Origin of the sequence: Streptomyces sclerotialus (assembly GCF_040907265.1) — a bacterium.
Taxonomy (GTDB): domain Bacteria; phylum Actinomycetota; class Actinomycetes; order Streptomycetales; family Streptomycetaceae; genus Streptomyces; species Streptomyces sclerotialus.
Window position 1 is genome coordinate 2,132,501 of sequence record NZ_JBFOHP010000002.1, and the last position, 15,434, is coordinate 2,147,934.

Below are 15,434 nucleotides of genomic sequence, written 5' to 3' on the forward strand. Positions count from 1 at the left end.
CGGTGGAGACGGTGCTCTTCGAGGAGAACGTCGTACCGGGTGGCGTCGTCCAGGGTGAGGTGCGTATCCAGGGCGGTTCGGTCGCACAGCAGATCGAGGGCCTGTCGGTCGGGCTGCAGGCGCGGGTCGAGGTCGAGGGGCAGGACCAGGAGTACAAGCAGGACGTCGAGTTCACCCGGCAGAAGCTGGGCGGCGCGTTCGAGGTGCAGGCCGGTGCCATGCACACCGTGCCGTTCGGGCTGGAGATCCCGTGGGAGACGCCGGTCACGATGTTCCTCGGGCAGCACCTTCAGGGGATGAACGTCGGCGTCACGACGGAGCTGGCGATCGCCCGTGCGGTCGACTCCGGTGACCTCGATCCGGTGAACGTGCACCCGCTGCCGGCGCAGCAGGCGATCCTCGACGCCTTCGGGCAGCTCGGGTTCCGCTTCAAGAGCGCGGACCTGGAGCGCGGGCACATCCGGGGTACGCGGCAGAAGCTGCCCTTCTACCAGGAGATCGAGTTCTTCGCGCCGCAGCAGTACCGGGGGCTGAACCAGGTCGAGCTGTCCTTCGTGGCGGACGACCGGGCGATGGACGTCGTCCTGGAGATGGACAAGAAGCCGGGGCTGTTCACCGAGGGCAGCGACACCTTCCGCGCCTTCGAGGTGGGGCTGCACGACTTCCAGAACACGGACTGGGTGGCGTACCTGAACCAGTGGCTGGCCGAGGTCGGCGGCAAGCGCAACTGGTTCTGAGGCGCGGCGCGCCCCGGGCGGCGGCGTGCGGGCATGAGATCCGGCCGGGCCGGGCACCGGTTCTGTCGCGAAGAGGTTCTAACCTGGCCGGACGGTCTCCGAACGCGATCAGGAGGTGTCGAAGTGTCCGAGCAGAAGCGCCGGCCGCTCCCGCACGATTTTCATCCGCAGGTGCCCTCGTTCACGGTGGTGAGCGACGATCTGCAGGAGGGCGGGACGCTGGCGGACGCCCAGGTGTTCAGCGCGGGGAACACCTCGCCGCACCTGCGGTGGGAGGGTGCCCCGGAGGGCACCAGGAGCTACGCCGTCACCTGCTTCGACCCGGACGCGCCGACCGGCAGCGGTTTCTGGCACTGGTCGGTGTTCGACATCCCGGCGTCGGTGACGGAGCTGCCGGCCGGTGCGGGCTCGGGTGACATGAAGGGCCTGCCCGCGGGCGCCGTCCACGTACGCAACGACTACGGGACGCGGGACTTCGGGGGCGCCGCGCCGCCTCCCGGGGACGGCTCGCACCGTTACGTCTTCACGGTGTACGCGGTGGACCAGGAGAAGCTCGGTCCGGACGCGGACGCCTCGCCCGCCGTGGTGGGCTTCAACCTGCGGTTCCACACGCTGGGCCGGGCCCAGCTGATCGGCGAGTACGAGATTCCCGCCGAGAGCTGACCGCGGGTCCCGACGCGCGTGCCCGCCCGGTTGCCGGGTGCGGGTCCGTGCGTCCGTAATTCCGTTGCGCCCCGGCGCCCCGGATCGCACAGTGGTGTTCGGCCGACGTTGTCACATGGACGTCGGGCAGTCGGCACCGCAGTGGCGGGGGCGGCGGGGCGCAGGTGTGTCTCCCCACCGTCTGCCGGAGTCCGCTTCGTGTCGGACGTCCGCGCCGCCTGCCGTGGGCGCTCCGGGTCTCTTGTCACGGGGGACGGGGCCCGGAGCGCTCCCCTGTCGCCTTCCTCGCCTTGTCTTCCCGCGTTCCCGGTTCGCCTTTCGTTCGCCCGTTGCTCACCTGTCATCTCCCTTGCGGCAGGCGGAAATTGCGTTGTCCAGGGGATCACTGGAACTGCACAGTGGAGCCACTTCGCCGAGCGGCGGACGGATGCGGGAGGTGGTCGGGATGCGCGAGACGCTGGTCCTCAACGCGAGCTTCGAGCCGCTGTCGACGGTGTCGCTGCGGCGCGCGATCGTGCTGGTCATGCAGGACAAGGCCGTGGTGGAGCAGGCGCACCCCGGGCTGCGTGTCCGGGCCGCTTCGCTGGATCTTCCGGTGCCGCAGGTGATCAGACTGAGCAGGTACGTACGGGTGCCGTTCCGAAGACAGGCGCCGTGGTCGCGGCGGGGCGTGCTGGTCCGGGACCAGCACCGCTGCGCGTACTGCGGGCGGCGCGCGACGACGGTGGACCACATCGTGCCGCGGGCGCACGGTGGCGGTGACACCTGGCTGAATACGGTCGCCTCCTGTGCCGAGGACAATCACCGCAAAGCCGACCGTACGCCGGAGCAGGCGGGGATGGAGCTGCTGCGGCGGCCGTTCGTGCCGACGCCCGCCGACACGATGCTGGCGGCGCTGGGGGTGTCCGCGCGGGAGGAGCTGCCGGACTGGCTGGTGCAGACGGCGTAGCGCGGCGGGCGGCCTTCGAAGGGCCCGGGGCCCGGATTCCGCTCGGCGGGGTCCGGGCCCGGGTCTTTCAGCGCAGTACGAGCTGGATGATGGCGACGATGCCGACCGCCACGATGACGCCTCGCAGGACGGGGGGCGGCAGCCGGCGGCCGATCTTGGCGCCGATCTGGCCGCCGAGTGCGGAGCCGACGGCGATCAGGAGGACCGCGGTCCAGTCGAAGTCGGCGACGAAGAGGAAGAAGACGGCGGCGATGCCGTTGACGAGCAGCGCGAGCACGTTCTTGAGGGCGTTGAGGCGCTGCAGGTCCTCGTCGAGCAGCAGGCCCATGAGGGAGATGTACAGGACGCCCTGGGCCGCGCCGAAGTAGCCGCCGTACGCGCTGGCGAGCAGCAGGCCGGTCAGGAGGCCGAGGCCGCCGTCGCGGTGCGGTGTGGTGCCGTTGCGGGCGCGGCGGGCCTTGACGGCGGCGGACAGCCGGGGCTGCAGGACGACGAGTACGAGGGCGACGGCGACCAGGGCGGGGACGATGGCGTCGAAGGCGTCGGAGGGCAGGGCGAGCAGCAGGACGGCGCCGGCCAGGCCGCCGAGGAGGGCGGCGATGCCGAAACGGACGATGCGGCGGCGCTGGCCGCGCAGTTCGCGGCGGTAGCCGATCGCGCCGCTGATGGCGCCCGGTACGAGGCCGAGGTTGTTGGAGACGTTGGCGGTGACGGGCGGCAGGCCGATGCCGAGCAGTACGGGGAAGGTGATGAGCGTCCCGGACCCGACGACGACGTTGATGGCGCCTGCGCCCGTGCCCGCGGCGAAGACGGCGAGCGCTTCCCAGACGGTCATGCCGAACCCCCGGCGCGTGATCGATGCGTCATGAACCGATCATGCACCAGGGGTTCGGTGGGTGCGCTGCGGTACCACGGGCCGAGACGGCCGCGGCGGGCGTCAGTCGATGGGCGGCTGCTGGCGGGGCGGGGCCGCCGGGGCCGGGGCCGCGGGGGCGCCGCCGGCCGGGGCGAAACTGTTGATGGCGCCGCCGAGGCCCTTGAGCGCGTCGCCGATCTCGCTGGGCACGATCCAGAGCTTGTTGGCGTCGCCCTCGGCGATCTTCGGGAGCATCTGGAGGTACTGGTACGAGAGCAGCTTCTGGTCCGGGTCGCCGGCGTGGATGGACTCGAAGACCGTACGGATCGCCTGGGCCTCACCTTCGGCGCGCAGGGCCGCGGCCTTGGCCTCACCTTCGGCGCGGAGGATCGCGGACTGCTTCTCACCCTCGGCGCGGAGGATCTCGGACTGCCGGACACCTTCGGCCTGGAGGATGGCGGCGCGCTTGTCACGGTCGGCGCGCATCTGCTTCTCCATCGAGTCCTGGATGGAGGTCGGCGGCTCGATGGCCTTGAGCTCGACGCGGTTGACGCGGATGCCCCACTTGCCGGTGGCCTCGTCCAGGACGCCGCGCAGCGCCGCGTTGATCTCCTCGCGGGAGGTCAGGGTGCGCTCCAGGTCCATGCCGCCGATGATGTTCCGGAGCGTGGTGACGGTGAGCTGCTCGATCGCCTGGATGTAGCTGGCGACCTCGTACGTCGCGGCGCGGGCGTCCGTCACCTGGTAATAGATGACGGTGTCGATGTTGACGACCAGGTTGTCCTGGGTGATGACCGGCTGGGGCGGGAACGGGACGACCTGTTCGCGCAGGTCGATGCGGTTGCGGATGGAGTCGATGAACGGCACGACGATGTTCAGGCCCGCGTTCAGGGTGCGGGTGTAGCGGCCGAAGCGCTCGACGATGGCGGCGCTGGCCTGCGGAATGACCTGGATCGTCTTGATGAGTGCGACGAACACCAGCACCACCAGGATGATCAGGACGATGATGATCGGTTCCACAGTGGCTCCCCGTGCCCTTTCGTAGCTGTCGGCCGGTCCCGCCCGGCGTGTAGGTGATCGAGTCTTTCAGAGACTCGCCCCGTCGTGCAGGCCGTTGGCCGGTCCCGCACGGGCTGGCTGATCTTGACCGTCACATCACGACGGCGGTTGCTCCCTCGATGTCCACGACATCCACTTTCTGTCCCGGCAGGAACACCTGGCCCTCGTCCAGCGCACGTGCGGACCAGACCTCGCCGTTCAGCTTGATCCGTCCGCCGCCGGAGCTGTCGACCCGCTCCAGGACCGTCGCCTGCCTGCCCTTGAGCGCGTCGACTCCGGAGGCCATGCCGGGCCGCCGGGAGCGGGCGCGGTTGGCGATCGGGCGTACGACGGCGACGAGCGCGACCGAGACGGCCGCGAAGACGATGACCTGCATCACCGTGCCGCCGCCGAGGGCGGCCACGACGGCACCGGCCACGGCGCCGACCGCGAACATCCCGAACTCCGGCATCGCGGTGACGACGAGAGGAATACCCAGCCCTACGGCAGCGATGAGCCACCACACCCATGCATCCACGGTGTCATGGTAGATCGGCAGGCGGGGTCGCGGACAGGGTGCGATCGATCGCGGCCGGATCATGCGGGGTATTTCGGCCCCGGCCGCGGCCGGGGCCTTCGTCCCGTCAAGTGTCAGGTGAGCGGCAGGCCTTGAGCCGTCCAGCGGTCGCCGTTGCGCTCGACGATCAGCGGGAGGCCGAAGCAGCGCGAGAGGTTGCTGGAGGTCAGCTCCAGGTCGATGGGGCCGGCGGCGAGCACCTTGCCCTGACGGATCATCAGGACGTGGGTGAAGCCCGGCGCGATCTCCTCGACGTGGTGGGTGACCATGATCATCGAGGGTGCGAACGGGTCGCGGGCGAGTCTGCCGAGGCGGCGTACCAGGTCCTCGCGGCCGCCGAGGTCCAGGCCCGCGGCCGGCTCGTCCAGCAGGAGCAGTTCGGGGTCGGTCATCATCGCGCGGGCGATGAGGGTGCGCTTGCGCTCACCCTCGGAGAGGGTGCCGAACTTGCGGTCGAGGTACGGGGTCATGCCCAGCCGGTCGAGGAAGGCGCGGGCGCGCTCCTCGTCGACCGGGTCGTAGTGCTCCTGCCAGGTGGCGGTCATGCCGTACGCGGCGGTGAGCACCGTCTGCAGCACGGTCTGGCGGCGCGGCAGCTTGTCGGCGAGCGCGATACCGGCCATGCCGATGCGCGGCCGGAGGTCGAAGACGTCGACCTTGCCGAGCGTCTCGCCGAGGATCGTGCTGGTGCCCGTGGTCGGGAAGACGTAGCTTGAGGCGACGTTCAGGAGGGTGGTCTTGCCGGCGCCGTTCGGGCCCAGGATCACCCAGCGCTCTCCCTCCTTCACCGACCAGGAGACCTGGTCCACCAGAGCCCGGCCCTCGCGGACCACGGATACGTCCACCAGCTCCAGAACATCGCTCATGAGCGCGTTGTCTCCCATTGCATCTCGGTCGTCGCGTGCACCTGTAGGCGCAGCCCCCCTGCAAACCTACGCCACCCATTGTCAGTGGCTGTCCTTAGGCTGGGTCCATGCTCGATGAACCTCGTTCAGGACGGCTGGCCGCGTGGGGAAATGCCCTGTTGGCCGGGCTTGTCCCACCTGATGACGCAGCGCAGCGGATCGCGGCGGATGACGCGGTCCACCGTGTCGCCGGGCTGCCCGGCGAGGAGGGTCCGGTGGGGCTGACGCTCGCGCTGGGCCGGCTGCGGGCGCTGGGCGCGACCGGGCTGCGGGTGGCGCTGCCGGTGCCGGGCCACCCGCTGGGGCTGAGCGGCCCGCCGGAGTTCAACGCGCGGGCGCTGGCGGCCGAGGAGGCGGTCACCGCCTGCGGGGTCGCGCTGGGTCTGGTGCCGGAGGTGCACGAGGCCGGGCCCGAGGGCGATGTGCACGTCGAGGTCGTGTGGCACTGCATGGCCGTACGGGACGCGCCGCCCGCCGACGTGCCCGCGCTGGGCGAGGCGGAGCGGGAGCTGGCGCAGGCGCTGCGGGAGGCGACCGAGCTGCTGGCGAAGCTGGACGTGGCCGGATCCGGACCGGTCGCGCAGGCGGCGCTGGAGGCGTACCGGGCGCGTGCGGAAGCGGGCCGGCAGCTGCTCGCGCCGGGGTATCCGCCGCGGGCGGTCCGGGTGCTGGAGCTGGCCCAGAAGGTGGGGGCGCTGATCGATATCGCCCAGGGGGCCGGCGGGGACGGGCGGGAGCACGGGGCGGCGGTCAGTTCGTCGCAGATCGCGGCTCGGGCGGAAGCGCTTCGTCCGGTGGAGCGGACGGCGCGGCGGGCGCAGGTAGCGGCGTACAACGCGTTCGTGGAGGAGCAGGAGCGGCGGGCCCCGTAGGGGCCGGTTCTCCGAGGGGGCCGCGCCGCGGGGGCCCGGCGAGTGCCCCCGGCGCGGCGCCGTTGTGGCCGGGCGCGCAGTTCCCCGCGCCCCTCAGCGCCGTGGGCGTCTCCGTACGCGGACGAGTGCTCCACCGTCGTGGTTGCTCGCGCAGTTCCCCGCGCCCCTTACGGGGCGCTCACTCCGTGGCGTACCGCCCACAAAGCCGCCTGGGTGCGGTCTGCGAGGTCCAGTTTCATGAGGATGTTCGAGACGTGGGTCTTGACCGTCTTCTCGGAGAGGACCAGGGCCCGGGCGATCTCGCGGTTGGAGCGGCCGTCCGCTATCAGCGCCAGCACCTCGCGCTCCCGGTCGGTGAGGGAGCCGCCGCGGCCCTGGCCGTTGCCCGCGTCCTCCTGGCTGAGCAGCGCGTCGGCCACCTCCGGCTGCAGCAGCACGTGCCCGGCGTGCACGGACCGGATGGCGCCGGCCAGCGCGTCGGGGTCGATGTCCTTGTAGACGTAGCCGGCGGCGCCCGCCCGGAGCGCGGGGATGACGGTCCGCTGCTCGGTGAAGCTGGTGACGATCAGCACCCGGGCGGGGTTGTGCTGCTCCCGCAGCAGCCGCAGCGCCTCGACGCCGTCCATGCCGGGCATCTTCACGTCCATCAGGACGACGTCGGGGTGCAGCCGCTCCGCCGCGGCCACGCCCTCCTCGCCGTCGGCGGCCTCGCCCACGACCTCGATGTCGTCCTGGACCTCCAGGAACGTGCGCAGCCCGCGCCGTACGACCTGGTGGTCGTCGACGAGCAGCACCTTGATGGGGGCGCCGGCCGGGCCCCTGCCTCCGTCAGCCACCGGGGACCTCCATCTCGACAGCGGTGCCCTTGCCGGGCTCCGATTCCACCGTGAGCGTGCCACCGACGCCGCTCGCCCTGTCCCGCATCGACACCAGGCCCAGGTGGCGCCCGGCCTGGCGTACGGCACCGGGGTCGAAGCCGCGGCCGTCGTCGGCGATCCGCAGCACCGCCCCCTGCCGGTGACGGACCAGAGTCACCTCGACACGTTGCGCGTCGGCGTGCCGCAGCGCGTTGTGCAGCGCCTCCTGTGCCACCCGCAGCAGCGCCTCCTCCTGGGCCGCGGGGAGCGCCCGCAGTCCGTGGGAGGCGAAGGTGACCTCGGCGCTGTGCGCGCGGTCCAGGACCTGGACCTGGGTACGCAGCGTGGCGATCAGGCCGTCCTCGTCCAGGGCTGCGGGCCGCAGCTCGACCACGGCGGCCCGCAGCTCGTCGGCGGCCTCCGCGGCGAGCCGGGTGACCTGCTGGAGCTCGTCCTTGGCGCGGGCCGGGTCGCGGTCGACGAGCGCGGTGGCGGCCTGGGCGGTCAGCCGCAGCGAGAAGAGCTTCTGGGAGACCGCGTCGTGCAGCTCGTGCGCGAGCCTGGCGCGCTCCCCCGCGATGGTCAGCTCGCGGCTGCGCTCGTAGAGCCGGGCGTTGGTCAGGGCGATGGCGGCGTGCTGCGCGAGCATGCCGAGCAGCGCCTCGTCCTCGGCGGTGAAGTTGCAGCCGCCGGTCGGCAGCGGGCACCGCTTGTTGGCGAGGAAGATCGCGCCGAGGATCTCGTCACCGTCGGCCACCGGCATGCCCAGGAAGTCCGACATGTCGGGATGGGCGCTGGGCCAGCCCTCGAAGCGGGGGTCCTTGCGGACGTCGCCCAGGCGCTGCGGGGTGGCTTCCTTGAGCATCGCGGCGAGGATGCCGTGCTGGCGGGGCAGCGGGCCGATGGCCTTCCACTGCTCCTCGCTCACCCCGTCCACGACGAACTGCGCGAAGCCGCCGTGGTCGTCCGGCACCCCGAGCGCGGCGTACTCGGCGTCCAGCAGCTCGCGGGCGGAGGCGACGATCGTCTTGAGTACGTCGCGCACCTCCAGGTGCCGGCTCATGGCGAGGATGGCGCTGCTCACCGCGGAGAGGCCGGCGCCCCGCTCCGCCCCTGGTCCCTTGGTCATGCACTCACGGTACCGGCGCTCCGCACGGCCGGTATCGGCCCGCGGCGGGGCCCTGGCCGGGTCCCGGGACGTAGGTCCGGAGTCCCGGTGCCGGGCGCGGGGCCGCGCGGGCATTTTTCCGTCTCGTACGGGGACCATGGCCGCCCGGAAGGAGGGACCATGACCGGCCTGGCGGCCGGACTTTCTGCCCTCCCTCTATATAGGGGGAAAGGAAAGGCGGTCTTTCGCGGTCCGCCGGTGCGGGCCACACTCCCGCTCATGACGACTTCTCCGAGAATCTGGGCCCCCACCCACGGCGAGCCGTACCGCCCCGTTCCGTACCGCCCCGCGCGGATACCGGCGGCGGAATCCCGGGAACGCGCGGCGGAGCTGCGGAAACGCATGGCGGAGCGCCGTACGGTACGGCGATTCGCGCCGGATCCGGTGCCCGAGCAGGTGGTCAGGGACGCCATTGCGTGCGCCGCCACCGCGCCTTCCGGGGCGCATCAGCAGCCCTGGACATTCGTCCTGGTGAAAGACCCGGAAGTGCGGCGGCGCATTCGGGCGGCGGCGGAGGCGGAGGAACGCGTCTCCTACGACGGCCGGCTGGGTGCGGAGTGGCTGGCCGCGCTGCGGCCGCTGGGCACCGACGAGGTCAAGCCGCACCTGACGGACGCGCCGCACCTGCTCGTGGTCTTCCAGCAGCGCTACTGGCTGGGGCCGGACGGGACCAAGCGCAAGCACTACTACGTGGACGAGTCCGTGGGCATCGCGGTCGGCATGCTGCTGTCGGCGCTGCACCTGTCGGGCCTGGCGGCGCTGGTGCACACGCCCAGCCCGATGGGGTTCCTCCGGGAGGTGCTGGGGCGGCCGGTCAACGAGAAGGCGTTCGCGGTGCTCCCGGTGGGGTATCCGGCGGCGGACTGCGAGGTACCGGACCTGGTGCGCAAATCGCTGGACCAGGTCCTGGTGGAGATCTGAAACGCTCACGGTGCGTACGGCCGCAATGACATAACGCCATTCGCCGTCTCTAAACGTGTGAGCCCCCGCACAGGGCGTACATCACTTACGAACATCGTTAGTGGGGTGGTTCTGCGGGCAGCAGTGAGGGCTGACCCGCACCACTCCATGGACTGAACCGTTCCGGACGCAATTAGGCGGCCCCAGGTTCCACTAAACAGCTTCGTACGTCACATGATTGCCTGGTCAAATTCCGGCCGCTAACAATGGCTGACGTCGCCCGGCGCCGTGGAAAAGGATCTCGGCGTTCTCGCGCCATTCCGGCCCACGCGACGTCCCCCATTGGAAGAGGTTCTTTCCGCATGCCCCTGCACGCCATTCCTGGCTACAGCCGCCTGAACCGGAATCACAAGCTCTCCGCCGCTGCCGTCGCCGCGGGCGGTGCCGCCGCCGTGGTTTTCGCCGTCGTCCCGGGTTCGGCCAACGCCGAGCCGACCCACAATGCCGCGGCGGCCCAGAACGTGAAGCCCGTCGCCTACCACGTGGTCGACGACTCCTCGGCCTACAGCCTGGTCGACAACGCCGCCGCCAAGGCGCAGAACGCCGAGCTGACCCAGAACAGCACGCGCGCCGCCGAGCAGGCCGGCAACGCCGCCTTCGCCGCGAAGAAGCAGGCCGAGGGAGACGCCAAGGCCGCCGCTCAGGCCAAGGCCAAGGCTGCCGCCGACGCGGCCGCCCAGGCCAAGGAGGCCGCCAAGAACAAGGCCGACCAGCAGCGCACCACGCAGGCCGCGAGCCGGTCCGCCGAGCGCAAGCCGGTCACCTACGCCAACAACCTCGACGGCTGGATCCGGGAATCCCTGTCGATCATGAAGAAGCACGGGATCCCCGGCTCCTACGAGGGCATCAAGCGCAACATCATCCGTGAGTCCGGCGGTAACCCCCGCGCGATCAACAACTGGGACGTGAACGCCCAGATGGGCATCCCGTCCAAGGGCCTGCTCCAGGTCATCCAGCCGACCTTCGAGCAGTACCACGTCGAGGGCACGGCCCACGACCTGTACGACCCGGTCGCCAACATCGTCGCGGCCTGCAACTACGCGGCCGACAAGTACGGCTCGATGGACAACGTCGACTCGGCGTACTGAGCCGCCACGGCGCGCCGGAGCACCGGCGCCGGACGATGAACGCCGCGAGGGGCGGCACCCGGATCCCGGGTGCCGCCCCTCGCGGCTGTCGTCGTGCGGCGGGCGCCGGCTACTTGCGCATGACCTCGGGCTCGTGGCGGCGCAGCAGGCGCGCCACCGCGAAGCCGAGGATCACGCCGAGCGCCAGCAGGAAGACCATGTCCATCACGTAGACACCGGTCTGGTGCTGCCACAGCGGGTCGGGGTCGGTCTTGTCCCACGGCAGGAGCGTGTTCAGGTCGGCGGTGGCGCCCAGTGCCGCGACCGCCCAGCGCGAGGGCATCAGCCAGGAGAACTGGGCGACGCCCGGCGTGTTGTAGAGCTGGAAGAGCACGCCGGTGAAGACGACCTGCACGATGGCGAACATGACCAGCAGCGGCATGGTCTTCTCGGCGGTCTTGACCAGCGAGGAGATCAGCAGGCCGAACATCATCGAGGTGAAGCCGAGCGCGATGATCGCGACCGTCATCTCGATGGCCGGCAGGTCCTTCACGATCAGGCCCTCGGCGGGCATGTTGCGGGTCGAGAAGCCGATCACCGCGATGATCACGCCCTGTACGGCGGTGACCACGCCGAGCACGATCACCTTCGACATCAGGTATGCCGAGCGGGACAGGCCGGTGGCCCGTTCACGCTCGTAGATGACGCGTTCCTTGATCAGTTCTCGTACCGAGTTGGCCGCGCCGGAGAAGCACATGCCGACCGTGAGGATCAGCATGATGGTCGTGGCGTCGCGGTTCGTACGGGCCCGGTCGATCGGGCCGTAACCCAGGCCGAAATTGCTGGGGATCAGCATGGAGACCACGCCGAGCACGGCCGGCAGGACCAGCATCAGGCCCAGGAAGCCGCGGTCGGAGGCGATCACGGAGACGTACCGCCGCATCAGCGTCCACAGCTGCGAGCCCCAGCTCTGGGACTTCTGTATCCGGGCCGGCGGCGCCTGGACGCTGACCGACTGCGGCGCGACGGCGTCGATGTCGGCCGCGTACATCTGGTAGTGCGGGGAGCCGCGCCAGCGGCCCATCCAGTCGTAGTCGCGGTAGTTCTCGAACGCCGAGAAGACGTCGGCCCAGGACTCGTACTGGAAGAAGTTCAGCGCCTCCTCGGGCGGGCCGAAGTAGGCGACGCCGCCGCCGGGCGCCATGACCAGCAGCTTGTCGCAGAGGGCGAGCTCGGCGACGGAGTGCGTGACGACCAGGACCGTGCGGCCGTCGTCGGCGAGGTCCCGGAGCAGCTTCATGACGTCGCGGTCCATGCCCGGGTCGAGGCCGGAGGTCGGCTCGTCCAGGAAGATCAGCGACGGCTTGGTCAGCAGCTCCAGGGCGACCGAGACGCGCTTGCGCTGGCCGCCGGAGAGCGAGGTGACCTTCTTCTCCTTGTGCACGTGCAGCTTGAGCTCGTGCAGCACCTCGTCGATGCGGGCCTCGCGCTCGGCCTCCGCGGTGTCACCGGGGAAGCGGAGCTTGGCGGCGTACCGCAGCGCCTTCTGGACGGTCAGCTCCTTGTGCAGGATGTCGTCCTGCGGGACCAGTCCGATGCGCTGCCGCAGCTCGGCGAACTGCTTGTAGAGGTTCCGGTTGTCGTAGAGGACGTCGCCCTGGTTGGCGGGGCGGTAGCCGGTGAGCGCCTTGAGGAGCGTGGACTTGCCGGACCCGGACGGGCCGATGACCGCGATCAGCGACTTCTCGGGCACGCCGAAGGAGACGTCCTTCAGGATCTGCTTGCCGCCGTCGACCGTGACGGTCAGGTGGCGTGCGGAGAAGGAGACCTCACCGGTGTCGACGAACTCTTCGAGGCGGTCGCCGACCAGCCGGAACGTGGAGTGACCGACGCCGACGGTGTCGTTCGGGCCGATGAGCGCCGAGCCGCCCTTGGGGACCGGCTGGCCGTTGACGTACGTACCGTTGTGGCTGCCCAGGTCGTGGATCTCGAAGCGGCCGTCGGGGGTGGCCCGGAATTCGGCGTGGTGCCGGGAGACCTGGAGGTCGGAGACGACCAGCTCGTTCTCCAGGGCACGGCCGATGCGCATGACACGGCCGAGGTCCAGCTGGTGGAAGGTGGTCGGGCTGCGGTCACCGGCCGGCTGCGCGGCCGCTGCGCCCTGTGCCGGGGGCTGCTGCGGTCCGCCCTGCGGCGGGATGCCGGCGCCGTGCGACGGCGGGGCCTGGTGCTGCTGCGGCGCGCCCTGCCATCCCTGCTGCTGCGCCGGCGGCTGCTGGGCTCCGGCCCAGCCGGGGGCGCCCTGCTGGGCGGGGGCCGCGGCGGCCGGCTGGGCGGCGTAGACGTCGTTGGCCGGGGCGGTGGGCTGCGCGGCGTAGGCGTCGGCGGCGGCCGCCGCCGCGGTACCGCTGAGGGTCAGCCGGGGACCGTCGGTGGCGTTGCCGAGGTGCACGGTCGAGCCGGGGCCGATCTCCATCTGATGGATCCGCTGCCCCTGCACGTACGTGCCGTTGGTGCTGCCGTGGTCCTCGATGACCCAACTGCGCCCTCCCCAGCGCACGGTCGCATGCCGCCAGGACACCCGCGCGTCGTCCAGCACCATGTCGCCCTGTGGGTCGCGGCCCAGGCTGTACGACCGGGACGGATCGAGCGTCCAGGTCATTCCGTTGATTTCGAGTACGAGTTCAGGCACTCCATGCCCCACTAGTTGTCCCCCGAGTGACCCCCTGTACGGGAAGTCTAGGGATGGTGAACATCGTGAGGAACTATTCCAGGCAGAGGGCCGCGACCGAAAGCCGGGCCGTGACAAGAGCGTGAAGCGGACAGCGTTGACGCCGCCGAAAGCCCCCCGGAGAGTGGGAGACACCCACGGATCCGTACGGATGCCACGCGAAGCGGACAACTCGGCATCGATCGGGGGGCGCGATGAGCGTGACCGCAAGTCCGCACACCGGAGCGGCTGCTGTGCTGCTGTCCGCCGTCGCGACGGTCTGCTGGACGTTCCTGGCGATGACCGGGGTCGCGGCGCTCGGCCTGTACCTGCTGGGCGCCGATGCGTACGGCTCGCTGGGCCCGATGACGGCGGCCGTCCTCGTGCTCGCGGTGGGCGGGACGGTCACCCCGCACGGCGACGTCTCGGCCTTCGGGGTGTCCGGCGTGACGGCCGAAACCGCCGTTGACATCGTGCCGTTGGGCGTGTCCGTGGTCGGCGCGCTGCTGCTGGGGCTGCTGTTCCTGCGGTCGCTGCGGGCCGTGCCGGGCGGGGCCACGGTCCGCGAGCTGCTGGCGCGTGCGGCGACGGTGACCGCCCTGTTCACCGCGCTGGTCGGCGGCCTCGCCTGGGCCGGACACGACTCCGTGACGATCCCGGCCCGGCGGCTGGTCCCTGAGCCGGCCGGCGGGGGCGGCGGGCCGCTCGACCGGCTGCCGGACCTGCCCGGCCTCGGTGACCTCGGCGACCTGCCCGGACTCGGCGACCTGGGCCTGGGGCGCGAGCTGCCGGGCCTGGTGCTCCCCGACGGACTGGCCGGCCTCGCGGACGCCAGGCTCCGTGTCGACTTCGCGGTGGCGGCCTGGCCGTCGCTGGTGGCCGGCGTGGTGTGGGTACTGGCCGTCCTGCTGATCGCGCTGGCGGCCTCGCGGCGGACCCCGCTGCCCCGTGCGCTGTCCGGTGCGGGTCGCGCCGTCCGCCCCGCCGCCTCCGCGCTGACCCAGGTACTGCTCTTCGCGGTGCTCGCCGGGCCGGCCGCCGGGGTGTACGGGGGGACCGAGGGCGGGCAGCCGCAGCGGGCGCTGGGCGCGGCACTGCTCGGCGCGCCCAACGGGGTGTGGCTCGCGATCCCCCTGGGGCTGTTCGTGCCCTGGTACGGCTCGGCGAGCGGAGCGCTGCTCCAGGTGCTGCCGGCGCCGTTGCGGGAGCTGATCGGCGGCGGGGGCGAGCGGCCGGTCACCCTGGCGCGGGCGGCGGAGCAGAACGGGCGGGTATGGGTGGTGGCGCTGCTGGCGGTGCTGCTGATGCTGCTGGCCGGGGTGCTGACCGCGACGCGTACGGCCCGTACGGGGCCCGGTGTCCTGGCGTACGCGGGCGGCTGCGCGCTGCGGCTGGGCGCGGTCACCGCGCTCGCCGTGCCGCTGCTGGTGTGGCTGACGGAGGCGTCGGTGGCGGTCCGGCTGAGCTTCTTCGGCATCGGCGTCCACGAGACCGGCCTGGGGCTGCGCGGGAGCCTCGGCGCCGGAGTGCTGCTGGGGGCCGTGTGGGGCGCCGCGGCGGGGCTGGCGGGGGCGCTGCTGGCGGCCGGTACCGGGCTCGCGGGGCGGCGGGCCGCGGAGCTGCCCGGGGGCAGGGCGTCGCCGTACGGGCCGGGGGACGGTCCGGGACCGTACACACCGTCCACTCCCTATCGGCGGCCGAACCCGGACACCAATCCGTACCTGCGGACGCTGCCGCCCCGGCAACCGGAGCACCCCCCGCCGCCCCCGCCGGAGGGCCCTGGCGGGCCGCGCCCCCGGAAGCCGCCGCCGCACGGCAGCGACACCGCCTCGGCACCCACTGTGAGCGGCAAACCGCTGCCGCGTCCCGGGCAGCGTCCCCGGCCGAAGCGGCACTGGGGCGAGCCGCCGCCCGAGCCCCCGCCGCCCGGACGCCCGGGAGCGGGCCGCTGAGGAGCGGGCGCGGGGCCTCGAGGCGGGCCGCCGGGCGCCTCGAAGAGCGTGCCACCCACCCGGCAGCGTGGTGGCAGGCGTCCACTCGGCGGGACACCTGTACGGTCCCGTGGCGGGGCCGGA

14 protein-coding genes (1 of these 14 cut by a window edge) are annotated in these 15,434 nt (G+C 71.8%); 7 read left to right on the top strand and 7 right to left on the bottom strand.

Annotated elements, in window-relative coordinates; genetic code table 11:
• From AAC944_RS09490 to AAC944_RS09500, 3 genes are all read left to right on the top strand, one after another.
• Positions 1–737: the 3' portion of a sporulation protein gene (locus AAC944_RS09490; RefSeq protein WP_030618897.1), read on the top strand. The gene continues 46 nt to the left of window position 1, outside the view; the window shows 737 of its 783 coding nt (coding positions 47–783); the start codon falls outside the window, past its left edge; it ends in the stop codon at positions 735–737.
• Positions 738–860: 123 nt separating this feature from the next.
• Positions 861–1,400 carry a YbhB/YbcL family Raf kinase inhibitor-like protein gene (locus AAC944_RS09495; RefSeq protein ID WP_030618900.1) on the top strand — a complete coding sequence of 180 codons (540 nt, stop codon included), beginning with the start codon at positions 861–863 and terminating at the stop codon, positions 1,398–1,400.
• 445 nt (positions 1,401–1,845) lie between these two features.
• On the top strand, positions 1,846–2,349 hold the full coding sequence (locus tag AAC944_RS09500) for an HNH endonuclease (protein WP_030618904.1): 504 nt from the start codon (positions 1,846–1,848) through the stop codon (positions 2,347–2,349).
• Between the two features lie 67 nt (positions 2,350–2,416).
• On the opposite strand, the gene AAC944_RS09505 is transcribed toward AAC944_RS09500, so the two are convergent.
• The 4 genes from AAC944_RS09505 to AAC944_RS09520 form a co-directional block, all read right to left on the bottom strand.
• On the bottom strand, positions 2,417–3,184 hold the full coding sequence (locus tag AAC944_RS09505; RefSeq protein WP_030618906.1) for a sulfite exporter TauE/SafE family protein: 768 nt from the start codon (positions 3,182–3,184) through the stop codon (positions 2,417–2,419).
• 102 nt (positions 3,185–3,286) lie between these two features.
• Positions 3,287–4,225, bottom strand: coding sequence for an SPFH domain-containing protein (locus AAC944_RS09510; RefSeq protein ID WP_030618909.1), 939 nt, complete (start codon positions 4,223–4,225; stop codon positions 3,287–3,289).
• A 130-nt stretch (positions 4,226–4,355) separates the two neighbouring features.
• Positions 4,356–4,769: an NfeD family protein gene (locus tag AAC944_RS09515; RefSeq protein ID WP_030618913.1), complete on the bottom strand. Its 414-nt coding sequence runs from the start codon at positions 4,767–4,769 to the stop codon at positions 4,356–4,358.
• Positions 4,770–4,894: 125 nt separating this feature from the next.
• On the bottom strand, positions 4,895–5,704 hold the full coding sequence (locus tag AAC944_RS09520) for an ABC transporter ATP-binding protein (RefSeq protein ID WP_030618916.1): 810 nt from the start codon (positions 5,702–5,704) through the stop codon (positions 4,895–4,897).
• Between the two features lie 89 nt (positions 5,705–5,793).
• On the opposite strand from AAC944_RS09520, the gene AAC944_RS09525 reads away from it, so the two are divergent.
• Entirely contained in the window at positions 5,794–6,597 is an 804-nt protein-coding gene (locus AAC944_RS09525; protein WP_030618919.1) for an Rv1486c family protein, read from the top strand.
• A gap of 167 nt (positions 6,598–6,764) precedes the next feature.
• Here AAC944_RS09525 and AAC944_RS09530 read toward each other — a convergent pair whose 3' ends face one another.
• Together AAC944_RS09530 and AAC944_RS09535 are read right to left on the bottom strand one after the other, a co-directional pair.
• On the bottom strand, positions 6,765–7,433 hold the full coding sequence (locus tag AAC944_RS09530; protein WP_051872045.1) for a response regulator: 669 nt from the start codon (positions 7,431–7,433) through the stop codon (positions 6,765–6,767).
• Entirely contained in the window at positions 7,426–8,583 is a 1,158-nt protein-coding gene (locus tag AAC944_RS09535; RefSeq protein ID WP_030618925.1) for a GAF domain-containing sensor histidine kinase, read from the bottom strand. Before AAC944_RS09535 ends, AAC944_RS09530 begins: the two co-directional genes overlap by 8 nt.
• 258 nt (positions 8,584–8,841) lie before the next feature.
• Here AAC944_RS09535 and AAC944_RS09540 point away from each other — a divergent pair, with 258 nt between their 5' ends.
• Positions 8,842–9,543, top strand: coding sequence for a nitroreductase family protein (locus tag AAC944_RS09540; RefSeq protein ID WP_030618928.1), 702 nt, complete (start codon positions 8,842–8,844; stop codon positions 9,541–9,543).
• Positions 9,544–9,884: 341 nt separating this feature from the next.
• Positions 9,885–10,670, top strand: a complete 786-nt coding sequence (locus AAC944_RS09545) for a transglycosylase SLT domain-containing protein (protein ID WP_030618930.1) — start codon at positions 9,885–9,887, stop codon at positions 10,668–10,670.
• A gap of 109 nt (positions 10,671–10,779) precedes the next feature.
• Here the strand turns inward: AAC944_RS09545 and AAC944_RS09550 are convergent, their stop codons facing one another.
• Entirely contained in the window at positions 10,780–13,341 is a 2,562-nt protein-coding gene (locus AAC944_RS09550; protein WP_438272790.1) for an ABC transporter ATP-binding protein/permease, read from the bottom strand.
• A gap of 233 nt (positions 13,342–13,574) precedes the next feature.
• Between AAC944_RS09550 and AAC944_RS09555 the strand changes: the two genes are divergently transcribed.
• Positions 13,575–15,311, top strand: a complete 1,737-nt coding sequence (locus tag AAC944_RS09555; RefSeq protein ID WP_030618936.1) for a streptophobe family protein — start codon at positions 13,575–13,577, stop codon at positions 15,309–15,311.
• The last annotated feature ends 123 nt before the right edge of the window (positions 15,312–15,434 follow it).

Excerpts from the sequence above, each read along its gene's own strand:
- AAC944_RS09500 (WP_030618904.1), top strand. The coding sequence starts at position 1,846 with ATGCGCGAGACGCTGGTCCTCAACGCGAGCTTCGAGCCGCTGTCGACG.
- AAC944_RS09505 (WP_030618906.1), bottom strand. The coding sequence starts at position 3,184 with ATGACCGTCTGGGAAGCGCTCGCCGTCTTCGCCGCGGGCACGGGCGCA.
- AAC944_RS09520 (WP_030618916.1), bottom strand. The coding sequence starts at position 5,704 with ATGGGAGACAACGCGCTCATGAGCGATGTTCTGGAGCTGGTGGACGTA.
- AAC944_RS09525 (WP_030618919.1), top strand. The coding sequence starts at position 5,794 with ATGCTCGATGAACCTCGTTCAGGACGGCTGGCCGCGTGGGGAAATGCC.
- AAC944_RS09535 (WP_030618925.1), bottom strand. The coding sequence starts at position 8,583 with ATGACCAAGGGACCAGGGGCGGAGCGGGGCGCCGGCCTCTCCGCGGTG.
- AAC944_RS09540 (WP_030618928.1), top strand. The coding sequence starts at position 8,842 with ATGACGACTTCTCCGAGAATCTGGGCCCCCACCCACGGCGAGCCGTAC.
- AAC944_RS09545 (WP_030618930.1), top strand. The coding sequence starts at position 9,885 with ATGCCCCTGCACGCCATTCCTGGCTACAGCCGCCTGAACCGGAATCAC.
- AAC944_RS09555 (WP_030618936.1), top strand. The coding sequence starts at position 13,575 with ATGAGCGTGACCGCAAGTCCGCACACCGGAGCGGCTGCTGTGCTGCTG.